The organism is Caballeronia sp. AZ7_KS35 (assembly GCF_023631045.1).
Taxonomy (GTDB): Bacteria; Pseudomonadota; Gammaproteobacteria; order Burkholderiales; family Burkholderiaceae; genus Caballeronia; species Caballeronia zhejiangensis.
In genome coordinates this window covers 38,549-57,944 of sequence record NZ_JALQDV010000040.1, presented here as the reverse complement: position 1 = coordinate 57,944, position 19,396 = coordinate 38,549, and the positions used below count along the sequence as shown (strand labels likewise).

At 65.2% G+C, this 19,396-nt stretch carries 22 protein-coding genes; 15 read left to right on the top strand and 7 right to left on the bottom strand.

Features of this window, described 5'->3' with window-relative positions:
• The first annotated feature begins 54 nt into the window (after window positions 1-54).
• A complete protein-coding gene (locus NCT05_RS25405; protein WP_250503451.1) occupies window positions 55-333 on the top strand; it encodes a hypothetical protein in 279 nt (92 codons plus the stop codon).
• Window position 334: 1 nt separating this feature from the next.
• On the opposite strand, the gene NCT05_RS25400 is transcribed toward NCT05_RS25405, so the two are convergent.
• Window positions 335-1,207 carry a LysR family transcriptional regulator gene (locus NCT05_RS25400; protein WP_250503450.1) on the bottom strand — a complete coding sequence of 291 codons (873 nt, stop codon included), beginning with the start codon at window positions 1,205-1,207 and terminating at the stop codon, window positions 335-337.
• A 131-nt stretch (window positions 1,208-1,338) separates the two neighbouring features.
• On the opposite strand from NCT05_RS25400, the gene NCT05_RS25395 reads away from it, so the two are divergent.
• The 11 genes from NCT05_RS25395 (at window position 1,339) to NCT05_RS25345 (ending at window position 11,925) form a co-directional block, all read left to right on the top strand.
• Window positions 1,339-2,592, top strand: coding sequence for an MFS transporter (locus tag NCT05_RS25395; protein WP_250503449.1), 1,254 nt, complete (start codon window positions 1,339-1,341; stop codon window positions 2,590-2,592).
• Window positions 2,593-2,888: 296 nt separating this feature from the next.
• Entirely contained in the window at window positions 2,889-3,329 is a 441-nt protein-coding gene (locus NCT05_RS25390) for an SET domain-containing protein (protein ID WP_008347218.1), read from the top strand.
• Between the two features lie 30 nt (window positions 3,330-3,359).
• Entirely contained in the window at window positions 3,360-3,932 is a 573-nt protein-coding gene (locus NCT05_RS25385) for a sigma-70 family RNA polymerase sigma factor (RefSeq protein WP_250503448.1), read from the top strand.
• A complete protein-coding gene (locus NCT05_RS25380) occupies window positions 3,929-4,654 on the top strand; it encodes an anti-sigma factor (RefSeq protein WP_250503447.1) in 726 nt (241 codons plus the stop codon). The genes NCT05_RS25385 and NCT05_RS25380 overlap by 4 nt, the downstream gene beginning before the upstream one ends.
• A 110-nt stretch (window positions 4,655-4,764) precedes the next feature.
• On the top strand, window positions 4,765-5,544 hold the full coding sequence (locus NCT05_RS25375; RefSeq protein ID WP_250503446.1) for a DUF1295 domain-containing protein: 780 nt from the start codon (window positions 4,765-4,767) through the stop codon (window positions 5,542-5,544).
• Between the two features lie 19 nt (window positions 5,545-5,563).
• Window positions 5,564-6,685, top strand: coding sequence for an SAM-dependent methyltransferase (locus tag NCT05_RS25370; protein ID WP_250441184.1), 1,122 nt, complete (start codon window positions 5,564-5,566; stop codon window positions 6,683-6,685).
• Window positions 6,682-7,287 carry a lipocalin family protein gene (locus NCT05_RS25365; RefSeq protein ID WP_250503445.1) on the top strand — a complete coding sequence of 202 codons (606 nt, stop codon included), beginning with the start codon at window positions 6,682-6,684 and terminating at the stop codon, window positions 7,285-7,287. The genes NCT05_RS25370 and NCT05_RS25365 overlap by 4 nt, the downstream gene beginning before the upstream one ends.
• Before the next feature lie 120 nt (window positions 7,288-7,407).
• Window positions 7,408-8,709: an NAD(P)/FAD-dependent oxidoreductase gene (locus NCT05_RS25360; protein WP_250503444.1), complete on the top strand. Its 1,302-nt coding sequence runs from the start codon at window positions 7,408-7,410 to the stop codon at window positions 8,707-8,709.
• Window positions 8,694-9,464 carry a DUF1365 domain-containing protein gene (locus tag NCT05_RS25355; protein WP_250503443.1) on the top strand — a complete coding sequence of 257 codons (771 nt, stop codon included), beginning with the start codon at window positions 8,694-8,696 and terminating at the stop codon, window positions 9,462-9,464. Before NCT05_RS25360 ends, NCT05_RS25355 begins: the two co-directional genes overlap by 16 nt.
• Window positions 9,461-10,672: an SAM-dependent methyltransferase gene (locus NCT05_RS25350; RefSeq protein ID WP_250503442.1), complete on the top strand. Its 1,212-nt coding sequence runs from the start codon at window positions 9,461-9,463 to the stop codon at window positions 10,670-10,672. Before NCT05_RS25355 ends, NCT05_RS25350 begins: the two co-directional genes overlap by 4 nt.
• 209 nt (window positions 10,673-10,881) lie before the next feature.
• Window positions 10,882-11,925: a sensor domain-containing diguanylate cyclase gene (locus NCT05_RS25345; protein ID WP_008347198.1), complete on the top strand. Its 1,044-nt coding sequence runs from the start codon at window positions 10,882-10,884 to the stop codon at window positions 11,923-11,925.
• A 4-nt stretch (window positions 11,926-11,929) separates the two neighbouring features.
• On the opposite strand, the gene NCT05_RS25340 is transcribed toward NCT05_RS25345, so the two are convergent.
• The 4 genes from NCT05_RS25340 to NCT05_RS25325 form a co-directional block, all read right to left on the bottom strand.
• The gene (locus NCT05_RS25340; protein WP_008347197.1) at window positions 11,930-12,631 is read right to left on the bottom strand and encodes an SDR family NAD(P)-dependent oxidoreductase; all 702 of its coding nucleotides are present in this window, start codon (window positions 12,629-12,631) and stop codon (window positions 11,930-11,932) included.
• Window positions 12,632-12,689: 58 nt separating this feature from the next.
• Complete coding sequence (locus NCT05_RS25335; protein WP_175982074.1) at window positions 12,690-13,076, bottom strand: potassium channel family protein; 387 nt, start codon at window positions 13,074-13,076, stop codon at window positions 12,690-12,692.
• Between the two features lie 162 nt (window positions 13,077-13,238).
• Window positions 13,239-14,432, bottom strand: coding sequence for a polysaccharide pyruvyl transferase family protein (locus tag NCT05_RS25330; protein ID WP_250503441.1), 1,194 nt, complete (start codon window positions 14,430-14,432; stop codon window positions 13,239-13,241).
• 54 nt (window positions 14,433-14,486) lie between these two features.
• The gene (locus tag NCT05_RS25325; protein ID WP_250503440.1) at window positions 14,487-14,963 is read right to left on the bottom strand and encodes an outer membrane lipoprotein; all 477 of its coding nucleotides are present in this window, start codon (window positions 14,961-14,963) and stop codon (window positions 14,487-14,489) included.
• A 181-nt stretch (window positions 14,964-15,144) separates the two neighbouring features.
• Between NCT05_RS25325 and NCT05_RS25320 the strand changes: the two genes are divergently transcribed.
• The 3 genes from NCT05_RS25320 (at window position 15,145) to NCT05_RS25310 (ending at window position 17,717) form a co-directional block, all read left to right on the top strand.
• Window positions 15,145-15,903: a hypothetical protein gene (locus NCT05_RS25320; protein WP_250503439.1), complete on the top strand. Its 759-nt coding sequence runs from the start codon at window positions 15,145-15,147 to the stop codon at window positions 15,901-15,903.
• A gap of 231 nt (window positions 15,904-16,134) precedes the next feature.
• On the top strand, window positions 16,135-17,403 hold the full coding sequence (locus NCT05_RS25315; protein ID WP_250503438.1) for a PQQ-dependent sugar dehydrogenase: 1,269 nt from the start codon (window positions 16,135-16,137) through the stop codon (window positions 17,401-17,403).
• Window positions 17,400-17,717, top strand: coding sequence for a c-type cytochrome (locus NCT05_RS25310; protein ID WP_008347185.1), 318 nt, complete (start codon window positions 17,400-17,402; stop codon window positions 17,715-17,717). The genes NCT05_RS25315 and NCT05_RS25310 overlap by 4 nt, the downstream gene beginning before the upstream one ends.
• A 183-nt stretch (window positions 17,718-17,900) precedes the next feature.
• On the opposite strand, the gene NCT05_RS25305 is transcribed toward NCT05_RS25310, so the two are convergent.
• Entirely contained in the window at window positions 17,901-18,944 is a 1,044-nt protein-coding gene (locus NCT05_RS25305) for a PDDEXK nuclease domain-containing protein (RefSeq protein ID WP_250503437.1), read from the bottom strand.
• 267 nt (window positions 18,945-19,211) lie between these two features.
• Complete coding sequence (locus NCT05_RS25300) at window positions 19,212-19,394, bottom strand: hypothetical protein (protein WP_250503436.1); 183 nt, start codon at window positions 19,392-19,394, stop codon at window positions 19,212-19,214.
• Window positions 19,395-19,396 lie beyond the last annotated feature (2 nt).

Here is a 19,396-nt window from a genome sequence, read left to right as displayed (position 1 = left end):
GTTTGAACCAAAACGCGCGAGAATTATTGGCAACGATTCGGGAGAAACGCGACGATGGAACGGGCAGACTACGAAAGCGCGCTGGCACAACTGGTCGGCGCGGCGCAACTGGTTGCGTCGGGCGCGGATAAAGATCGGCGCGCGCAGGCGTTCGAGATGCTGGCGTTTTATCGGCTGCGTCAGGGACGAATCGGGGAAGCGGACGCGCTCGTCACGTCGAACGACGAGCTTTTCAAGGACACGGCGATCGCCGCGCTCACGATGGCGGGCCGCAAGGAATTTCTCGCCGCCGCCGCGTTGCTCGAACAGGCGCGCGGACTATTGACGAACTGAACTACGCAAGCTCGAGGAAATTGCGCACCACCGCCGATGGATCGTCGCGCCGCGACGCCAGCGCGAGCCGCGCGCGCAAGCCTCGCGCGACGATCGGACGGTAGACGACGCCCGCGACGCGCACCTGCGTGATCGCCTTCGGCACGATCGATATGCCGAGCCCCGCCGCCACGAGCGTCACCGCCGACGCCATCTGCGGCGCGGGTTGCGCGAGACGCGGCTCGAAACCCGCCGCGGCGCATGCGGCAACGATGTCGTCGAACAGCGTGCCGCCCGCCGCGCGCGGCACTTGCACGAAGGGCTCGTCGATCAGTTCCGCCAACTCGATGCGCCGGCGCGAAGCCAGCCGATGACCGACAGGCAAGGCGACGAACATCGGCTCGTCGTCCCAGTCATGCTGCTGCACTACGTCCGCGACGCGACGCTCCGGACGAACGATGGCGACATCGAGCTGCCCCGCTTCGATCTCGTCCAGCAGCACGCCGGAAGCGGCTTCGTGCAGCGTCAGTTCCGCATCGGGATACGCTTCGCGAAATTTGCGGATCAGCGCCGACACGCGCTCGTTGAACGCCGCCGTGCCCGTGAACCCGACGCGCAAATGTCCGGTTTCACCCCGCGCCGCGCGTTGGGCCGCTCGCGCTGCGCGTTGCGCGTCGTCGAGCACGCGGCGCGCTTCGTCGGCGAACACGCGTCCGGCCAGCGTCAGTTCCGCGCCGCGCGCGGTGCGCTTGAACAACACGACATCGAGTTCCTGCTCCAGCGCTTTCACTTGCTGGGAAAGAGGCGGCTGGCCGATGCCGAGCATCTCGGCGGCCTTCGTGAAATTCGCGGTTTCGGCCACAGCCAGGAAATAACGCAGATGCCGAAGCTCCATTTTCTTGTTCCTTTTGCATGAACACGATCGAGCCAGTGCTAAAAGATATTGCCGGGCATACTTTCATATATTGGACATATGAGCGCGCATTGGCAAGAATGAATCCGGTTACTTCTCAACCGGCGACGCCCATGTCCTCCCCTTCGATTTCACCGTCGGCGACCCACGAACGCACCGCCGCGACGCGCCCGCTTCCCAGCGGCATTTCTCCTGCTTCGGCCGCGTATCGGCGCATCGCGCTCGCGCTCTTTCTCGCGGGCTTCTCGACGTTTTCGCTGCTCTATTGCGTCCAGCCGCTGCTTCCGGCGTTCGCGCGCGAGTTTCATATCGGCGCGGCGGCGAGTTCGCTGTCGCTGTCGGTTTCGACCGGATTTCTCGCGGTGTCCATTCTGTGCGCGGGCGCGTTGTCCGAGCGCGTCGGGCGGCGCGGGCTGATGTTCGCATCGATGACATCGGCGGCCGTGTTCAATCTGCTGGCGGCGAGCGCATCGCACTGGGACGCGATGCTCGTATGGCGCGCGCTCGAAGGCTTCGCGCTTGGCGGCGTGCCCGCCGTCGCCATGGCGTATCTCGCCGAAGAAATCGCAGCCGAAGGGCTCGGCTTCGCGATGGGCCTTTACGTCGGCGGCACGGCTTTCGGCGGCATGATCGGGCGGATCGGCATGAGCGCGCTCGAGGAATATTTCTCGTGGCGCACGGCGATGTGGACGATCAGCGTCATCGATCTGATCGCGGCCATCGCATTCGTGATGCTGCTGCCGCCGTCACGGCGTTTCGTCAAACGCACCGATCTCACGCTTCGGCATCATTTTCAGCTGTGGAAAGCGCAATTGCTTCACGGACTTCTGCCGCTCGTGTTCGCCATCGGCTTTCTCGCGATGGGCGCGTTCGTGACCGTGTACAACTACGCGGGATTCCGTCTTGTCGCGCCGCCGTTCAACCTGAGCGCGACCGCATGCGGCCTGATCTTCGGCGCGTATCTGTTCGGGATGGTGTCGTCGTCGACGGCGGGCGCGCTTGCCGACAGGTTCGGACGAGCGCCGGTTCTCGTCAGCGGTGTCGTGCTGTTCGCTCTGGGTCTCGCGCTGACGCTTTCGGGCGCGCTCGTGACGATCATCGTCGGCATCGTGCTCGTGACGATCGGCTTCTTCGTCACGCATTCGGTCGCGAGCGGATGGGTCGGGCAACTCGCCGGCAGTGCCAAGGGTCACGCGGCATCGCTCTATCTGCTCGCTTACTACGTCGGGTCGAGCGTGCTCGGATCGATTGGCGGATCTTTCTGGCAGCACGGCGGATGGCTGGCCGTCGTGGGCTATATCGGCGTGTTGCTCGCGGTTTGTCTCGTGGTGGTGAGCCGCATCGTTCAGAAGCGCGACATCCGGTAGCGCTAGAACAACTCCGTTTCGAGCGGGAGCAGGTTGATCCATTTCACGGCGGTGCGCCGCTCCACGCCGTCGTCATGAATCGACCGTATCATCACGCGCTGGCCGCGCGCCTCCCCGAGAACTTCGACGATCCGGTTGCGATATCGCGCAAGCGAGCCGCGTAATGGCTTGCGCTTCCTGCTCTTGCGGGGAGAAACTGCGGGCATGGACGTGACAACGATTTATGACGGCCACATCATAACGATGCTCACGCCTGCACTCAAATATTCAACCTCCTCACTGCGGCCCGCCACACCATGCGTCGAATCACTGTCCGGACATCGCCCGTTCATGGCCGGGGCGTTTTCGCTCTCGCCGACCTTCCCACGGGCGCGCTGCTGCTCGAATACAAGGGTCTGCGCCTGTCGTGGAAGGAGGCGCAGCGCATGCACGCGAAATCGAACGCGGAAGAGGGTCATACCTTCCTCTTCGGTCTCGATGACGGCACGGTCATCGACGGCGCGCGCGGCGGCAATTCCGCGCGCTGGCTCAATCATAGTTGCGCGCCGAACTGCGAAGCGGAGCAGGACGGCGAGCGCGTGTTCATCCGCGCGATCCGGCCGATCGGCAAAGGCCAGGAGTTGTTCATCGACTATTGCCTGACCGTCGATGGCCGGCGCACCGCGGCGCTCAAGCGGCTCTATGCGTGCCGGTGTCTCGCGTCGGGTTGCCGTGGAACGATGCTTTCGCACAAGTAGGGATTGCACCGCGAGACACCTGACCTGCACATGACGGACACCTACTCCGGCGATATCGAACGCCTGCCCCGCGAGCGCATCGACGAGATGCTCACGAACGTCGCGAAGGGCGACGAACAGGCGTTCGCCGACTTGTATCGCGCGACATCGGCGCGAGTGTTCGGCGTGATCGTGCGCATGATCCGCGATCGCGGCGAAGCCGAAGACCTGCTGCAGGAAGTGTTCGCCACGGCCTGGCGTCGCGCGGATACCTTCGATCCGGCACGCGGCAGCGCGATGACATGGCTCGTCGCGCTCGGGCGCAATCGCACGATCGACCGCATGCGTCAGCATCGCGAAGAACTGCTTGGCGAAGGCGATGCGCCCGACATCGCCGACGAAGCGCCCACGCCCGCGGCCGCGGCGGAATCGAGCGAGGAACGGCGGCGGCTCGAATCGTGTCTCGACCGGCTGGAGCCGCAGCAGAAGAGCGCGATCCGCGAGGCGTTCTTCACCGGCGCGACGTACAACGAACTGGCGCAAAGGCTCGCCGTGCCGCTCGGCACGATGAAAAGCTGGATTCGCCGCAGCCTGATGCAGCTCAAGACCTGCCTCGAACAATGAACACGCCCGCTCGCGACGACGACGATCTGCGCTGCGCCGAATATGCGCTCGGCGTGCTCGACGCGCGCGAACGCGCAGCGCTCGAAGCGGACGTGTCGCGCGATCCCGCGTTGCGGCACACGCTCGATGACTGGCAGCGACGTCTTGCCCCGCTCGCCGACGATGTCCGCGCGATCGCGCCGTCGCCGCGCGTGTGGACGCGCATCCGCCGCGATCTGGGATTCATCGCGCCGCAGCCGAAACGCGAACGCTGGCGCGACAGCCTGAACGTGTGGCGCTGGCTGACGATCGGCGCGAGCGTCGCCGCGCTCGTCCTGCTCGGCGTGACCTTCACCTTGCTGCGGCAAGCCCCGCAAACGCCGACGACGGCAGCCGTCTCCGGCGAGTACATGGTCGCGTCGATCGCGCGCAAGGACGGCGTCGTGCACTGGACCGCGACCGTCGATGTGCGGCGCGCGCGCATGGTCGTCGTGCCCGCGTCGCACGTTACGATCCCCGCGAATCGCGCGACGGAACTGTGGCTGATTCCGCCGAACGCGAAGCCGATTGCCCTCGGCGTCTTCCCGCCCGATCGTCCCGCGACGATGACGCTGCCGCCCGAGATCGTCGCGCAACTCAGCGCGCAGGCCGTGCTCGCCGTATCCGACGAACCCCCCGGCGGCTCGCCGACGGGCGCCCCGACCGGACCCGTGCTCGCAACCGGCCAGATGCGTTCGACCTGACGATCGATCGCATCGCGACTCTCGCACAGCGAACGTCCATCTTTCGTTCGCTGCATCCAATCGCACTCGGCATCCGTATGACTCGGTGAACGCCTGTTCGCGGAGCCGCCATGCCTTTCATCGTCACCGTGCTCGTCGTCGTCAGCGGATTCGTGCTGGTCTTTTTTGCCGCGTGGCTCTGGCAGTTGCGCACGGAAAACGCGGGCATGGTCGATCCGCTCTGGGCCGCTTCGCTCGGCGCGGCCGCGCTCGTCATCACCGCGTGCGGGACAGGCGCGACGGTCAATCGCGTATGCGTCGCGGCGGGCGGCGGGCTCTGGAGCGCGCGGCTCGCGCGGCATCTGTGGCGGCGCAATCGCGGCAAGCCGGAAGACACGCGCTATCGCGCGTTTCGCGAACGCTGGGGCGAACACGCCGCGCGCAACATGCTCGGCTTCTTCCAGTTGCAGGCGTTCATTTCGATGCTGCTTGCCATCGCGTTCTTCGTGCCCGCCTATGCGCGCGAGGCGGCGAGTCCGCTGTGCATCGCGGGATTCGCCGCCGTGTGGATCGTCGCGGTCGCGGGCGAAGCGGCGGCCGATCGTCAACTCAAGCGCTTCGCCGCCGATCCCGCGCATCGCGGAAAAGTGTGCCGCAATGGCTGGTGGCGCTATTCGCGCCATCCGAATTACTTCTTCGAATGCGTGCATTGGCTCGCGTACGCGGTGCTCTCGATCGGCATGCCGTGGGGCTGGGCGACGCTCGCGCCGCCCGTGCTGATGGCGTGGCTGCTGTTGAAGGTATCGGGCATTCCGATTCTCGAAGCGCATCTCGCTGATACGCGCGACGGCTATCGCGACTACATGCGAACGACGAGCGCGCTGATTCCGTGGCCGCGTAAACGCGCATGAACAAAGCAAGGACACGCCGATGAACATCACCGCCCGCGATACCTCATCCGCGCCCGCCGCACCCGCCGACATGCCCGCGCTCGACGAAAGCCGCATCATTCGCGCGTGCGAGCGCGGCCTCGTGCCTGATGCGCTCGTGCGCGCCGGCATGCGCCTGCTGATCCGTCAGCGTCTCATCGACGAATATGCGAACGACAACGCACAACGCACGCAGGCGTTCGAGCGCTTTCTGAACGAACTGCGCGCGAGCCCGATCGCGATCGATACGCACGCCGCCAACGCGCAGCATTACGAGCTGCCCGATGCGTTCTTCGAAGCGCACCTCGGCCCGCGCCTGAAGTACTCGTGCGGTCTGTACCCGCGCGGCGACGAAACGCTCGCGCAAGCCGAACTCGCGATGCTCGAACGCTATGCCGAGCGCGCGCAACTCGCCGATGGTCAACGCATCCTCGATCTCGGCTGCGGCTGGGGCTCGCTCGCGCTGTGGATGGCGGAGCGTTATCCGCGCGCACAAATCGTCGCGCTGTCTAATTCGGGCGGGCAACGCGCGTTCATCGAAGCGCGGGCGCAGCAGCGCGGCCTTCGCAACTTGCGCGTCGTGACGGGCGATGTCGTCGATTTCGATTTCGCGCACGACGAGACGCCGTTCGATCGCATTCTGTCGATCGAAATGTTCGAGCACATGAAGCATTACGGCCTGTTGCTCGCGAAGATCGCGCGCTGGCTCGCCGATGACGGACGACTTTTTGTCCACCACTTCGCGCACGCGACGCTTGCGTATCACTTCACATCGCGCGACGGCGGCGACTGGATGTCGCGCTATTTCTTCACCGGCGGCACGATGCCATCCGCGTCCTTGCTGCTGCACTTTCAGGACGATTTGCGCGTCACGCGTCAGTGGTGGATGAACGGCACGCACTACGCGCGCACGGCGAATCAATGGCTCGCGAATCTCGATGCCGCTCGCGATCGCGTCATGCCGATGCTGCGCGACGTCTATGGCGATGCGGCCGCCATCTGGTTTCAGCGCTGGCGCATGTTCTACATGGCGGTGGCCGAGTTGTTCGGCTACGCGCGCGGCCGCGAATGGGGCGTCGCGCACTATCTGTTCGAGAAGCGTCCGATAAAGGTGATGCCATGACAAACACGAAGCGGGCGCTCATCGTGGCGCTGGTGGCGGCCGGCGTCGTCGTGGCGGTGGCGAGCTGTTCGAGTCCGCCGAATCCGAATCCGCGAGCGAACCGACCGCTCGAAACCGTTGCCGTGGACGTGCCGCGCTACATGGGGCGCTGGTATGTCATCGCGAATATTCCGTACTTCGCGGAACGCGATTTCGTCGGCACGCATGTCGAATGGTCGCTGCGCGCGGACGGAAAAATCGACGACGTCTTTTTCGGCCGCAAGAACGGCTTCGGGCAAGAGGAAACGACGCATCGTTTCGTCGATACCGTGAAGCCCGGCAGCAACGGCGGCGAATGGAGCGTGCAACTCTTCTGGCCGATACGCGTGACGCAACTCACGCTCTACGTCGATCCGGATTATCGCTACACGATCCTCGGCTATCCGAACAGAAAGCTCGGCTGGATCTTCTCGCGCGAGCCGGCGATGAGCGACGACATCTATCGCTCGATGCTCGCGCGCCTCGACGCGATGGGCTACGACACCGCGCGTTTTAGCCGCGTGCCGCAATCGCCGGAGCAGATCGGTCAGCCGGGATTTCAAAGTCCCGGTCAGCGCGACTGAAGCAGCGCGGCGCGCGTGCATCCGCGCGCGCGTCTTTCTCGTATTTGATCTCGCACTCGTCTGGAACAGCCACGTCCACGCGGCGCGAGGAGACCTTTTGGCGCGAGGAGACCGCCCGTCATGGAATCATCGACAAAAGAAAGACAGCAGCGCATCGCGGTGATCGGCGCGGGGATCGCCGGTCTCGCGAGCGCGTACCTGCTCTCGCGCGCGCATCGCGTGACGCTTTTCGAAGCCGCCGATTATCTCGGCGGCCATACGCATACCGTCGATGTCGCGCTCGACGGCGTGCAGCATCCCGTCGATACGGGCTTTCTCGTGTTCAACGACCGAACGTATCCCAATCTCATCGCGCTGTTCGATGAACTCGGCGTCGCGGCGCATCGCAGCGGCATGACGTTTTCCGTTTCGCTCGACGGCGGACGCTTCGAATGGGCGGGCACAAACCTCAACACCGTGTTCGCGCAGCGGCGCAATCTCTTCTCGCCGTCGTTCATCGGCATGCTGGGCGACATTCTGCGCTTCAATGCATCGGCTCATAGGCAGCTCGAACGCGTGAGCGCGACGCGCTGCTCGGTCGGCGAACTGCTCGTCGAGGGCGGATACGGCGCGCCGTTTCAGCGCCACTATCTTCTGCCGATGGCCGCGGCGATCTGGTCGAGCGCCGCGCACGACATCCTGCGCTTTCCCGCCGCCACGTTCCTGCGCTTCTGTCTCAATCACGCGCTATTGCAGGTGAACGGCCGGCCGCCGTGGAAGACCGTCGCGGGCGGCGCGCGCGAGTATGTGCGGCGCATCGCGGCCACGCTCGACGACGTACGCACGCGCGCGCCCGTGCGAGGCGTGCGCCGCGACGACAACGGCGTCACCGTGATGACCGACGATGCCGGTCCCGAGCGCTTCGATGCCGTCGTGCTCGCGACGCACGCACCGACGAGCCTGCGCCTCATCGACAACGCATCCGCCGATGAGCGCGCAGTGCTCGGCGCCGTGCGGTATCAGCGCAACATCGCGGTGCTGCATACGGATTGCGCGCTCTTGCCGCGCCGCCGCCGCGTGTGGTCGGCCTGGAACTACATCGGCGCGCGTGCGGCGCTTGCGCGCGACGCGGCCGCGCCCGTCTGCGTGAGCTATCTGCTCGATCAGCTTCAGCCGCTTCCTTTCAGGATGCCGGTCATCGTCACGCTCAATCCCGTCGATGAACCCGCGCCTCGCACGCAACTCGGCCGCTACGAATACGAACATCCGCTCTTCGATCTCGCCGCCATCGATGCTCAGGCGCGTCTGCCGCGCATTCAGGGCGTGCGCCGGACGTGGCACGCGGGCGCGTGGACCGGCTACGGCTTTCACGAAGACGGCCTGAAATCGGCGTTGCGCGTCGCGCGCGATTTCGGCGTCCAGCCGGCATGGGCGCGACCATGAAGACGGCGCAATGGCTGACGGGCCGCGTGATGCACGAGCGGCTGCGTCCGGCGCGGCATCGCTTCGAGTATCCGGTGCGCTACGTGCGTTGCGACGTCGCGCGTCTCGACGCGTTGCGCTGTGCGTGGTTCGGCATCGACCGCATTCGGCCGCTCGCGCTGTTTCGATGCGATTACGGCGCGCGCGAACACTGCGATCTCGATCTATGGATGCGCGCGTGCCTCGCGCAGTCGCGCATTCCCGCCGACGGCGAAATCCATCTTCTGACGATTCCGCGCGTCTTCGGCTACGCGTTCAATCCGGTGAGCTTCTGGTTCTGTCATGACCGCGCAGGCGCGTTGCGCGCGCTTTACGCCGATGTGCGCAACACCTTCGGCGAGCATCGCGGCTATTTGCTGAGCGCGCAGGATCATGCGCCGATCGTCGAAGACACCGTGCTCGTCTGCCGCAAGACGCTGCACGTTTCGCCCTTTTGCGATGTCGCCGGCGACTACGCGTTTCGCGTGCGGCAGCGTGGCGACCGCTTGAGCATCTCGATCGATTATCGCGACCGCGACGGGCTGCTGCTGCGCACCGCGATCGGTCTCGTCGCGCGGCCGCTCACCGGCGCGCTCGCGTGTCGCACGCTCTTGTGCGCGCCGCTCTTCGCCGCGGGCGTCATTGCGCGCATTCACTGGCAGGCGCTGCGGCTGTGGATAAAGCGCGTGCCTTTTTACGGCAAGCATCCACCGACGAGGGACGAGACGGGACCATGAACCTGCTGCGATCTTTCTCCGCGACATCGGCGATGCCGATGTCCGCGCGGATCTTTCTCGGCCTTCTGCGTCGCATCAGCGTCGGACATCTCGTGCTCGTCATGCCGGATGGCGGGCGCTCTGTGTTCGGCGATCCGCTGATGCAACCAGCCGCGCTTCTTTTCATCCGCGACTGGCGCGCGTGCCGGGCGATTCTGCGCGCGGGCGACATCGGCTTCGCGCGGGCGTATCGGGCGAAATGGCTCGATACGCCCGATCCGTGCGCCCTGCTGCGGCTCGCGATCCGCAACGAGACGGCGCTCGCGCGCACGGTCGCGGGCGGCTTTGTCGCGCGGTGCTGGCACAACGTGCGGCATCGTCTGCGCCTGAACACGCGCGCGGGGAGCCGCCGCAACATTCACGCGCATTACGACATCGGCAACGCGTTCTACGGGCTCTGGCTCGATCCGACGTGGACGTATTCGAGCGCATGGTTCGATGGCGACGCCGGTCTTCCGCTCGAAGCGGCGCAGGAACGGAAGTATCGGCGCATCGTCGATACGCTCGGACTCACGGCGGGGATGCGCGTGCTGGAGATCGGCTGCGGCTGGGGCGGCTTCGCGCGGCACGCGGCGCGTCTCGGCATACGCGTGCACGGCGTGACCGTTTCGACCGCGCAGCATGCGTTCGCCGTGGAACGCGTGGCGCGCGAAGGTTTGAGCGGGCTTGTCGATATCGAACTGCGCGACTATCGCGATGTGTATGGACAGTACGACGCGGTGGTGTCGATCGAAATGTTCGAAGCCGTGGGCGAACGGTTCTGGCCGGCGTATTTCCGCGTGCTGCGCCGCTGTCTCGCGCCGGGCGCGAAGGCGCTCGTGCAGTCGATCACCATCGACGATGCGCGCTTTGCCGCGTATCGCGCGTCCAGTGACTTCATCCGCGAGACGATCTTTCCGGGCGGCATGCTGCCGAGCCCGGAGCGCTTCGCACGCGCGGCGCGGCGCGCGGGACTCGATGCACGCGCGACGCTTTCGTTCGGCGCGGATTACGCAAGGACGCTGAGGTGTTGGCGAGACGCGTTCGAGATGCACGCCGATGCAGTCCGCGCGCAAGGATTCGATGAAGCCTTCGTGCGGACGTGGCGGCTGTATCTGGCTTATTGCGAAGCGGGCTTCGACGAGGCGCGCACCGATGTCATGCACTTTGTGGTGTGGAGGGAGGGGTGAGGACGTCGATCGGGCGAAAAAAAGCCCCGACCCTGTCGGGGCAAAGGTACGAGACCACCTTGTAGCGTTGCAGCTACCCGGCGAGCATAGGCGACTGCGCGCGCACTTCCCACCAGTAAAGTCCGAAACCTCACGCGCGACTTCAGAATCGGCGGACGTTGCCGATAACACACGCACACGTCCACCAGGCATCGCCGCCACCGCACACGATGAATCGCGCCCCATCCGACAGTTCGCTCCAGGCCGCTTTCCTGCGGCACGAAGACACACTCGCGCCGCCCGAGCGCGCGCTCGGCGAGGACGATCACGCCGTCTATCGCACGCTGCTCGAATCGACCAAGGCGATTCCGTGGAAGATCGACTGGGCGACGATGGAATTCGCCTACATCGGCCCGCAGATCGAGGCCTTGCTCGGCTGGGCGCCGTCGTCGTGGAAAACGGTCAACGACTGGGCCGAGCGCATGCATCCCGACGACCGCGAAGCAGTCGTCAACTTCTGCGTCTCTCAATCGAAGGCGGGCACGGATCACGAAGCGGATTACCGCGCGCTCACCCGCGACGGCGGCTACGTGTGGCTGCGCGATGTCGTGCACGTCGAGCGCAACGAGAAAGGCGAGGTCGAGGCGCTGATCGGCTTCATGTTCGATATCAGCGAACGCAAGCGCACCGAAGAAAAGCTCGCGCAAATGCAGCGCGAACTGGAACGCCTGTCGTTCAGCGACAGCCTGACCGGCGTCGGCAATCGCCGCCGCTTCGACGACGTGATGGCGCGCGAATGGCATGCCGCGAAGGATTCGGGCAAGCCGCTGTCGCTCGTGATGATCGATATCGACTTCTTCAAGTCGTACAACGATTACTACGGCCACGTTCAGGGCGACGAGTGTCTGAAGCGCATTGCGCGCGTGCTCGGCGAGGCGGCGGGTCCGCAGCACTTTCTCGGCCGGTTCGGCGGCGAGGAATTCGCGCTGATTCTCGCCGATACCGACGCCGAATCCGCGATACGCGTCGCGGAGCGTTGCCGCGCGCTGATCGCCGAGGAAGCGATTGCGCACGTGCGCTCGCCGCACGATCAGCGAGTGACGGCGAGCTTCGGCGTGGGCACCGTCGTTCCGGGCGAGCGCATGGACGTGACGGCGTTCATCAATCTGACCGACGCGCAGTTGTATCAGGCGAAGGACAACGGCCGCAACCGCATTGCGGCGGTGGATCGCGCGGGCATGCAGGGCGAAGGCTTCAAGGCGCAGTCGCGCTGAAACGTCAGACGCGTCCCGTCACCGGAATCGCCGCGCCCGTGATGCATTGCGCATCCGGCGAAAGCAGGAACGCGATCACCGCGCCGAGCGCTTCGGGCCGCACCCAGCGGGAGAAATCGGCGTCGGGCATGTCGCGGCGATTGGGCGCGGTATCGATGATCGACGGCAACACCGCGTTCACCGTCACGCCCGTGTCCTTCAACTCTTCGGCGAGCGCTTCGGTCAGGCGCAACAGCGCGGCCTTCGATGCCGCGTAAGCGCCCATCCCCATGCCCGCTTTCATCGCCGCGAGCGCGCCCACATTGACGATGCGCCCGCCTTCCTTCGCGCCCAGTTGCGCGAGCGCGGCCTTCGATGCGTTGAGCGCGGTCTTCACGTTGACATCGAACATCGCTTGCCAGGTGTCGGCGCTGCCGTCCGCGACCGTTTCCCAGGCGAATGCGCCGGCGACGTTCACGAGCGCATCGAGGCCGCCCGTCCGCTGAACGACCGTATCGATGGCTTGTTGCGCCGATTTCGCATCCGTCAGATCGATGCCGGTCACGATGCACGCGTCGCCGAGCGGCGCGGGCAACGCTTCCGACGCCGCGCCGTGGCCGATCAGCGCGACCCGCGCGCCGCGTTGCGCGAGCACGCGCGCCGTCGCGAGTCCGAGACTGCCGAAGCCGCCCGTGATGGCGACGATCTTTCCTTCGAGGCTGTTCATGACGTTGTCGCTCCCTTCGATGGCGCCTGATGAAGCATAGGACGGAACGCGGCGATCTTCAGGGCGCGTGTCGCGCATCGCGTTTCACCGCGCGCTGGACCGCGAACACGGCCACCGCCGTCGTCGTGCCGGTGACGAGCACGCCATACAAGCCCAGCAACATCGACAAGGCTCGCCCGATGCCCGTCGTCGCGACGACATCGCCGTATCCGATGGTCAGCGCCGTCACGCCGCAGTAATAGACGGTTGCGCCGAACGAAACGCGCGCGTGCGTCGCGGTTTCGACGGGCGCGCCGAGCCAGAACATCGCCGCGCAGAGCGCGAAGAACGCCATCAGCAGCGTGCCGAGCAGCGAGCGCAAATGCCACAGCGCGCGGATGAACTCGACCGTCACCTCGCGTGAATTGATCGTTTCGACCTTGAAGAGTTTCGTGATGCTATTCATTCGGAATGGACCTGCGGCGCGTGAACGAAAGCCGTCATCCTACCTTCGCCTGCATCGGCCCGAAGCATCCGGGCGCGTTATTCAGCCAGCGCCGATCTCGTCTTTCCGGAAGCCTTCGCGCCGCTTTCGGCGGCCGTCAGGTCGTATCCGGATTTCGCGTCTTCATGGCCCGAGCGCCGATCGCGCGACACGCTCGAATCCCGCCCGATGCGCCTTCGCGAGCGCCGATGCCGTCTCGCGAAGCGCCGCGCGATCCATCGCCCGCGCTTCGTGCATGGCGGGGTGCAATTCGGCGATGCTCACCACACCCGGCGCGCCCGCGATCTCCCACGTCGAGGCGTACGCGCGCTGCTTGGCCGCGTCCGCGTGCGCCACATTCACGCGCGGCAAGCCGTACGCCATCGCGACGATCCGGCCATGCAGGCTGCTGCCCGCGTAACCGTCGCTTTTCGCGATCAGCGCGCAGATGTCCCAGACGTCGAGCGAATCGAAGATCGTCACCGACGGATGGCGCATACGCGCCGCCATGCGCTCGTAGACCGCGATGTCGTCGTGCCACGGCGCCGCGCCCGCGCGAAACAGCGCGATGCCCAGTCCCGTCGATGCGCCGATCAGATCCAGTTGATGCGCGATCTGCGCGAGCGTCGCGTCGTCGCCGAAATCCGCGCTGAACTGGACGGCCAGATAACCGCGCGGGAACGCGCGGCATGCGCCGGCGCGCGTCCGGATGCGCGCGTCGAAAAGCTCGGCGACCATCGATGCCGGATCGGGGACGAGGCGCGCGTCGATTCCCGCGCGCTTCAGGAAGGCTTGCGTGTGCGTGTCTCGGACGCTGATGTCATCGGCTGAACGGAGCTTGGCCAGCACTTCGGCCTGAAACGCGGCATCGCGGGCGTCGAGCGTCGCGCCGCCGATCGCATCGAAGGAAATCGACGCCGCTCGCGGAAACATCTCGCGGCCGATGACGTACGGCGCGAGCGCGTCCATGCCGAGTTCGGCGCGCGCCCACGCGTTTCGATCCGCCGCGCGCGACTCGTATCGGGCGATGCAGGCTTGCGCTTCGTCGGGATGCTTCAGCATCACGGCGGCTTCCCACGCGTCGCACGTCAGCAACTCGCCGCCCGCGTGGATCAGCACGACGGGCTCATCGCGCCAGCGCGCGGCCAGTTGCGAAAGCGCGGCGACGCCGTGGCCGCCGTGCGCGCGCAGTTCGCGCCGCGCGCATCCGGCGAATATCGGTTCGACGTTCGGACGGCGTTCAGCGAGCAAGGCCGCGACGACATGCGCGAACAACATGTCGCCGAAGTTATGCCGGTCGAACGCGCCGAACACGATGATCCGCCGATTGCTTCCCATCCGAACGCACCTCACGATCCGCTCATTCTGCACGTTCACACTTCCTTCACACGATCACGCCGTCACGCGCGTGATGCCGCCGCTCGACAGCAAACGCACGCGCTGGCCGGCGTAGAACATCTGGCCATCGGCGGCCTGGGTGATCGCGCGCAAATCGCCGTTGTCGAGACGCACGGTGATTTCGAGTCCCTTCTGCCGTTCGAGATGGTCCTGAATTTGATCGCCCGCGACCGCGCCCGCAACGCCGCCGATCACGCCGGCGAGCAGCGAGCCGTGTCCTTCTCCGACCGCGCTGCCCGCCACCGCGCCGAGCAGGCCGCCACCGATCGCGCCGAACGGAGCCGGATGGCCGTCGTTGTTCTCGATCGTCACGCCGCGCACGCTTTCGACGGTCGCCATACGCACCGTTTCCTCGTGTTGCGTCTGCATGCTGTCGTAGATGTCGGCGGAACTTCCCATCGATGCGCAACCGCTCATGCCCACCGTGCAGGCGACGGCCAAAGCGCAGACCGCGATAGTCGACTTGTTCATGTTCTTGCTCCTCAGATCGGACGATGTCTTGTTGGTTTCGGCTCGCGTTTCGCGTATCGCGTTGCCATGCAAAGCATCGTAAAGAGGCTGAATGAGCGCTGAATGAGCCGGCGCGACGCGCTTGACCTGCATGATTGAAGCGCTTATACAGGACTCTCATCGCTCGCGACCGGAGTGCAGAATGACAAGAAACGCAATTCCCTTCGTGGTTTGCGCCATCTCTCTCGCTGCATGTTCCACCGGCGGTTCCAACTCCGCGCCGCCGCCCGGCGCCGTTACGACGACGCTACCTTCGGGCGGCGTCTACAAAGGCTCGCTCACGGGCAGCACGGCGCAAGCCACGCTTCTCATGCTTTTCGACGGCACCGCCTATCTCTTCTACGCAAGCGCGGGCGGCGCGGGACTCGCGGGCGTCGCGGTCGCGAAGAGCGGCAAGCAATCGGGCGATGGCCGCTTCATCAGCGACGCCGCATTCGACTATCGCGTGGGCAAGGCGCCTGCGTCGGCGGCCGTTTTCAGCGTGAACTTCGCGCGCGCGCCCGCCGTCGACGGAACTGTCGCGAACAAGGACGGCGGCGCGGGGCTCGCGTTTTCCGCCAACGCCGCGCCGATGCTCGACATCGCGCCGAGCCGCGCCAACGCGGGCGGCCTGTACAGCGGACGCGGCATGTCGCTCGGCGGAACGACGCAGACGCGCATCACGGTCGCGGGCGACGGCTATCTCGCCGGCACGACGACATCCGGCTGCATCTTCAAAGGCACGACGGCGCCGCACCAAGGCGCGAACGCCTACGACGTCTCCGTGACCTTCGGCCCCGCGCCCTGCCCGCTTCCCGATACGACCGTGACCGGTCACGCGGTGCTCGACGGCGCGCGTCTACTCGTCGCGTTGCCGAGCCCGGACCGCACCGACGTCTTTCTCTTCGACGGCCGGAAATAGATGCCGCATGCAACCGCGCGCCGCAGCGAAACTTAGTCATCCGCTGCTTACTTAAGCGATTTCTATCCTAAGATTGTTTTCATTGCCGAAGCGTCGTGCGATGCGCGCGTCGGCGGAAGTGGCCGTGTTTTGTTCAGTGCAATTCCGAGAGCACCTTTTGCTTTGCATGGAACCGGACGGCGCCACCGAAACGTCCGCTCCGGTTATTAACAACAACAGGAGACAAACCGGATGAACGCAACGTTCAAGCTTTTGCCGTTGGCCGTCGGCGCGATGATCGCCTGCGTGCCGCACGCGAACGCCGCGCAGGACAACATCAACGCGCTTTCGAATTTCCGGCAGACGGGCAATGCCGCACCGCCGGAAACCATTCCGCAAGCTGGCCAGACGGCCGATGCGCTGCGCAAGAATCTCGAGCAGATCAAATTGCCGCCCGGCTTCAAAATCGAGCTATACGCCGTCGTGCCCGAGGCCCGCGCGATGACGATCGAGCCTTCGACGGGCGTCGTGTTCGTCGGCAGCCGCAAAAATCGCGTGTGGCAGGTGACTGACCGGACCAAGCAACGCGTAGCGAGCGATGTCGTGCAGTTCGCGTCGTCGGTGACGTTCAAGGTGCCCAATGGCGTCTGCTTCTCGCCGGACGGCGTGCTCTACGTGGTCGAGCAGAACCGCGTGCTCGGCTTCCCGGCGGCGCAGTTCTTCGGCGAAGGCGGACCGGATGTCGCCGCGGCGGTCGTCGTCCCGCAGGGCAAGCTGATCCCGACGCAGTTCGAAAGCTTCAATCACGGCGCGCGCTACTGCCGCGTCGGGCCGGACAAGAAGCTGTACATCGCGCTCGGCCAGCCGTGGAACGTGCCGCCGAAAGACAAGCTCGCCGAACTCGACAGGAATGGGCTCGCGGGCATCATCCGTCTGGATCAGGACGGCAAGAACCGCGAAGTCTACGCGCACGGCGTGCGCAATTCGGTCGGTCTCGATTTCAATCCGAAGGACAGGACGCTCTGGTTCACCGATAACCAGGTCGACGGCATGGGCGACGACACCCCGCCGGGCGAGCTGAATCGCGCGACCAAGGGCGGCGAGAACTTCGGCTTTCCGTGGTACGGCGGCGGCAAGGTGCGAACGGTGGAATACAAGGACCAGAATCCGCCGGCGGGTCTCGTGTTTCCGCAGGTCGAGTTCGCCGCGCATGCCGCCGATCTCGGCATGTCGTTCTACAACGGGAAGATGTTCCCGCAGAAGTATCAGGGCGGCATCTTCGTTGCGGAGCACGGCTCGTGGAACCGCACGAAGCCGATCGGCGCGCGCATCATGTTCACGCCGATCAAGGACGACGGCACCGCAGGCGAGGCGGAAGTCTTCGCGGAAGGCTGGCTGACGAGTAGCGGTGAGTACATGGGCCGTCCCGCCGACGTGCAGATGCTGCAAGACGGCTCGATGCTCGTCTCCGATGACTACGCGGGCGCGATCTATCGCATTTCGTATTCGGGGGCCAAATGAGGGTCGCGCTGACGGCGGCGGTGCTCGCGGGCGTTCTGGCGGCGGGCGCTTCCGCGTCGTTCGCCGCCGGCGACATCAAAGCCGGGCGCGCGAAGGCGACGGCGTGCGCGGCCTGTCACGGCATCGACGGAATGTCGAAACTGCCGGAAGCGCCCAATCTCGCCGGGCAGACGGAGGAATATCTCGTGAAGGCGCTCAACGATTTCCGCACGGGCGAGCGCAAGAACGAAATGATGTCGATGATGGCGAAAACCTTGTCCGACGCGGACGTCGCCAATCTGGCCGCCTACTATCACAGCCTCGGCAAGCAGTGACCGCCGCCGATGTGTTGCAAATTTGCTGCGGTCGATTACCGATTGCGATTTTTTTTGTTTTAGGTGTTGACGTGGAGGCTTAAGGGTTTATACTAACACCTGTCTCCTCCATGTCTCAACCGATGTGGATTCAAGCCCGCTCAACTGAAGCGGGCTTTTTTTTGGCCTAATTTTCTGGCCGCTTCACCGCTCGTCTGGCATGTCGCCGCGCAATTCGGCCTCGATCTGGTCGATCGAAGGCAGGGTCGTCTCCAGCGATGCCGGAACTTCACGCAGCAGCTGATATTCGGCGACGCCCATCGGCTTCGCGACGCCGCGCAGCGCATATTCGGCGACCAGCCGGTTCTTCTCCTTGCACAGCAAAAGCCCGATCGTCGGCTGATCGTCGGGCGCCTTCAGTTGCGCATCGACAGCGGAGAGGTAGAAATTGAGCTGGCCGGCGTATTCGGGCTTGAACGGCGTCGTCTTTAGTTCGACCACCACGTAGCAGCGCAGCTTCAGGTGATAGAACAGCAGATCGATGAAGAACTCGTCGCCGCCCACATCCAGCCGATACTGCCGTCCGACGAACGCGAAGCCTGCGCCCAGCTCCAGCAGAAAGCGTGTGATGTGCTGGGTGAGCGCCTGTTCGATATCGCGTTCCTGCGCGTTTTCGGCGAGTCCGAGGAAATCGAAGATGTATGGATCCTTGAGCGCGTCGCGCGCCAGATCGGATTGCGGCGGCGGCAGGCGCTCGTCGAAATTGGTGATCGCGCTGCCGCTGCGCGTGTGCGCGGCGGTTTCGATCTGCATCACGAGAATCTGGCGCGACCAGCCGTGCTCCAGCGCCTTCGCCGCGTACCAGCTTCGATCGTTCTGATTCTTGAGCTTGTCGAGCAGCGTGCAGAGATGGAACCACGGCAATTGTGCAGCAGGCTGCTGCACGAATGCCTCGTCCGGCCACGCCTGCGCGAGCGCGCGCATGTATTTGAGATTGCGCGGTGAAAAGCCGCGCATGTCGGGAAACGCCGATTTCAGATCGCGCGCGAGCTGATCGATGACGCCCGCGCCCCAGCCCTGTCGCCGCTGACGATCGAGAATATCGCGGCCGATCTGCCAATACAGCGTGACGAGCTCCCGGTTCGCGCTGGCCGCCGCCCGCTGGCGCGCGCGCTCGACACGCAGTTTCAGTTCGGCGAGCCAGCGCCGGTAATCGTCGTCCCAGACGTTGGGAAGATTGGCGGTCATGCGGTTCCTGGTTCGACGCCGGTTGTCGTGGAACCGTCATTATCGGCGGATTCTGCTGCTGCGTCGGTTGGTCTCCTGACGCGCCCGTGGCGCCTGGCTTGGGGTTATCTTCCCAGGCTCTTCGGCCTCGATGCTTTATGTTGTCCACAGAAACTGGGCACAAGCCTGTGGATATCGTTTCAGATTTTGCTGCAACGCATTGATTCGACAACACTTACTTCCGCCGCCCAACGACGCGCCCCGCGCGCGCCGCCGTCGTCGTCGTCGTCAGTCGGCATTCGGCATGCACGACGCGAGCACCGCGTCGAAGCGATTCATCTCGATGCTGAAAATCGATTGCGGCGCGGTGGCGTTCAGTTCGTCCGCGGGGGATGTCGGCAGCGCCATCGCAATGGTGGCCGTCGCGAGCAGCGCAACGACAACCGACAGGAACCAGGAAAGAACGATCATCG

Excerpts from the sequence above, each read along its gene's own strand:
- NCT05_RS25380 (WP_250503447.1), top strand. The coding sequence starts at position 3,929 with ATGAACACGCCCGCTCGCGACGACGACGATCTGCGCTGCGCCGAATAT.
- NCT05_RS25400 (WP_250503450.1), bottom strand. The coding sequence starts at position 1,207 with ATGGAGCTTCGGCATCTGCGTTATTTCCTGGCTGTGGCCGAAACCGCG.
- NCT05_RS25345 (WP_008347198.1), top strand. The coding sequence starts at position 10,882 with ATGAATCGCGCCCCATCCGACAGTTCGCTCCAGGCCGCTTTCCTGCGG.
- NCT05_RS25360 (WP_250503444.1), top strand. The coding sequence starts at position 7,408 with ATGGAATCATCGACAAAAGAAAGACAGCAGCGCATCGCGGTGATCGGC.
- NCT05_RS25325 (WP_250503440.1), bottom strand. The coding sequence starts at position 14,963 with ATGAACAAGTCGACTATCGCGGTCTGCGCTTTGGCCGTCGCCTGCACG.
- NCT05_RS25315 (WP_250503438.1), top strand. The coding sequence starts at position 16,135 with ATGAACGCAACGTTCAAGCTTTTGCCGTTGGCCGTCGGCGCGATGATC.
- NCT05_RS25300 (WP_250503436.1), bottom strand. The coding sequence starts at position 19,394 with ATGATCGTTCTTTCCTGGTTCCTGTCGGTTGTCGTTGCGCTGCTCGCG.
- NCT05_RS25385 (WP_250503448.1), top strand. The coding sequence starts at position 3,360 with ATGACGGACACCTACTCCGGCGATATCGAACGCCTGCCCCGCGAGCGC.
- NCT05_RS25395 (WP_250503449.1), top strand. The coding sequence starts at position 1,339 with ATGTCCTCCCCTTCGATTTCACCGTCGGCGACCCACGAACGCACCGCC.
- NCT05_RS25305 (WP_250503437.1), bottom strand. The coding sequence starts at position 18,944 with ATGACCGCCAATCTTCCCAACGTCTGGGACGACGATTACCGGCGCTGG.
- NCT05_RS25370 (WP_250441184.1), top strand. The coding sequence starts at position 5,564 with ATGAACATCACCGCCCGCGATACCTCATCCGCGCCCGCCGCACCCGCC.
- NCT05_RS25350 (WP_250503442.1), top strand. The coding sequence starts at position 9,461 with ATGAACCTGCTGCGATCTTTCTCCGCGACATCGGCGATGCCGATGTCC.
- NCT05_RS25340 (WP_008347197.1), bottom strand. The coding sequence starts at position 12,631 with ATGAACAGCCTCGAAGGAAAGATCGTCGCCATCACGGGCGGCTTCGGC.
- NCT05_RS25375 (WP_250503446.1), top strand. The coding sequence starts at position 4,765 with ATGCCTTTCATCGTCACCGTGCTCGTCGTCGTCAGCGGATTCGTGCTG.
- NCT05_RS25390 (WP_008347218.1), top strand. The coding sequence starts at position 2,889 with ATGCGTCGAATCACTGTCCGGACATCGCCCGTTCATGGCCGGGGCGTT.
- NCT05_RS25330 (WP_250503441.1), bottom strand. The coding sequence starts at position 14,432 with ATGGGAAGCAATCGGCGGATCATCGTGTTCGGCGCGTTCGACCGGCAT.
- NCT05_RS25320 (WP_250503439.1), top strand. The coding sequence starts at position 15,145 with ATGACAAGAAACGCAATTCCCTTCGTGGTTTGCGCCATCTCTCTCGCT.
- NCT05_RS25310 (WP_008347185.1), top strand. The coding sequence starts at position 17,400 with ATGAGGGTCGCGCTGACGGCGGCGGTGCTCGCGGGCGTTCTGGCGGCG.
- NCT05_RS25365 (WP_250503445.1), top strand. The coding sequence starts at position 6,682 with ATGACAAACACGAAGCGGGCGCTCATCGTGGCGCTGGTGGCGGCCGGC.
- NCT05_RS25405 (WP_250503451.1), top strand. The coding sequence starts at position 55 with ATGGAACGGGCAGACTACGAAAGCGCGCTGGCACAACTGGTCGGCGCG.
- NCT05_RS25355 (WP_250503443.1), top strand. The coding sequence starts at position 8,694 with ATGGGCGCGACCATGAAGACGGCGCAATGGCTGACGGGCCGCGTGATG.
- NCT05_RS25335 (WP_175982074.1), bottom strand. The coding sequence starts at position 13,076 with ATGAATAGCATCACGAAACTCTTCAAGGTCGAAACGATCAATTCACGC.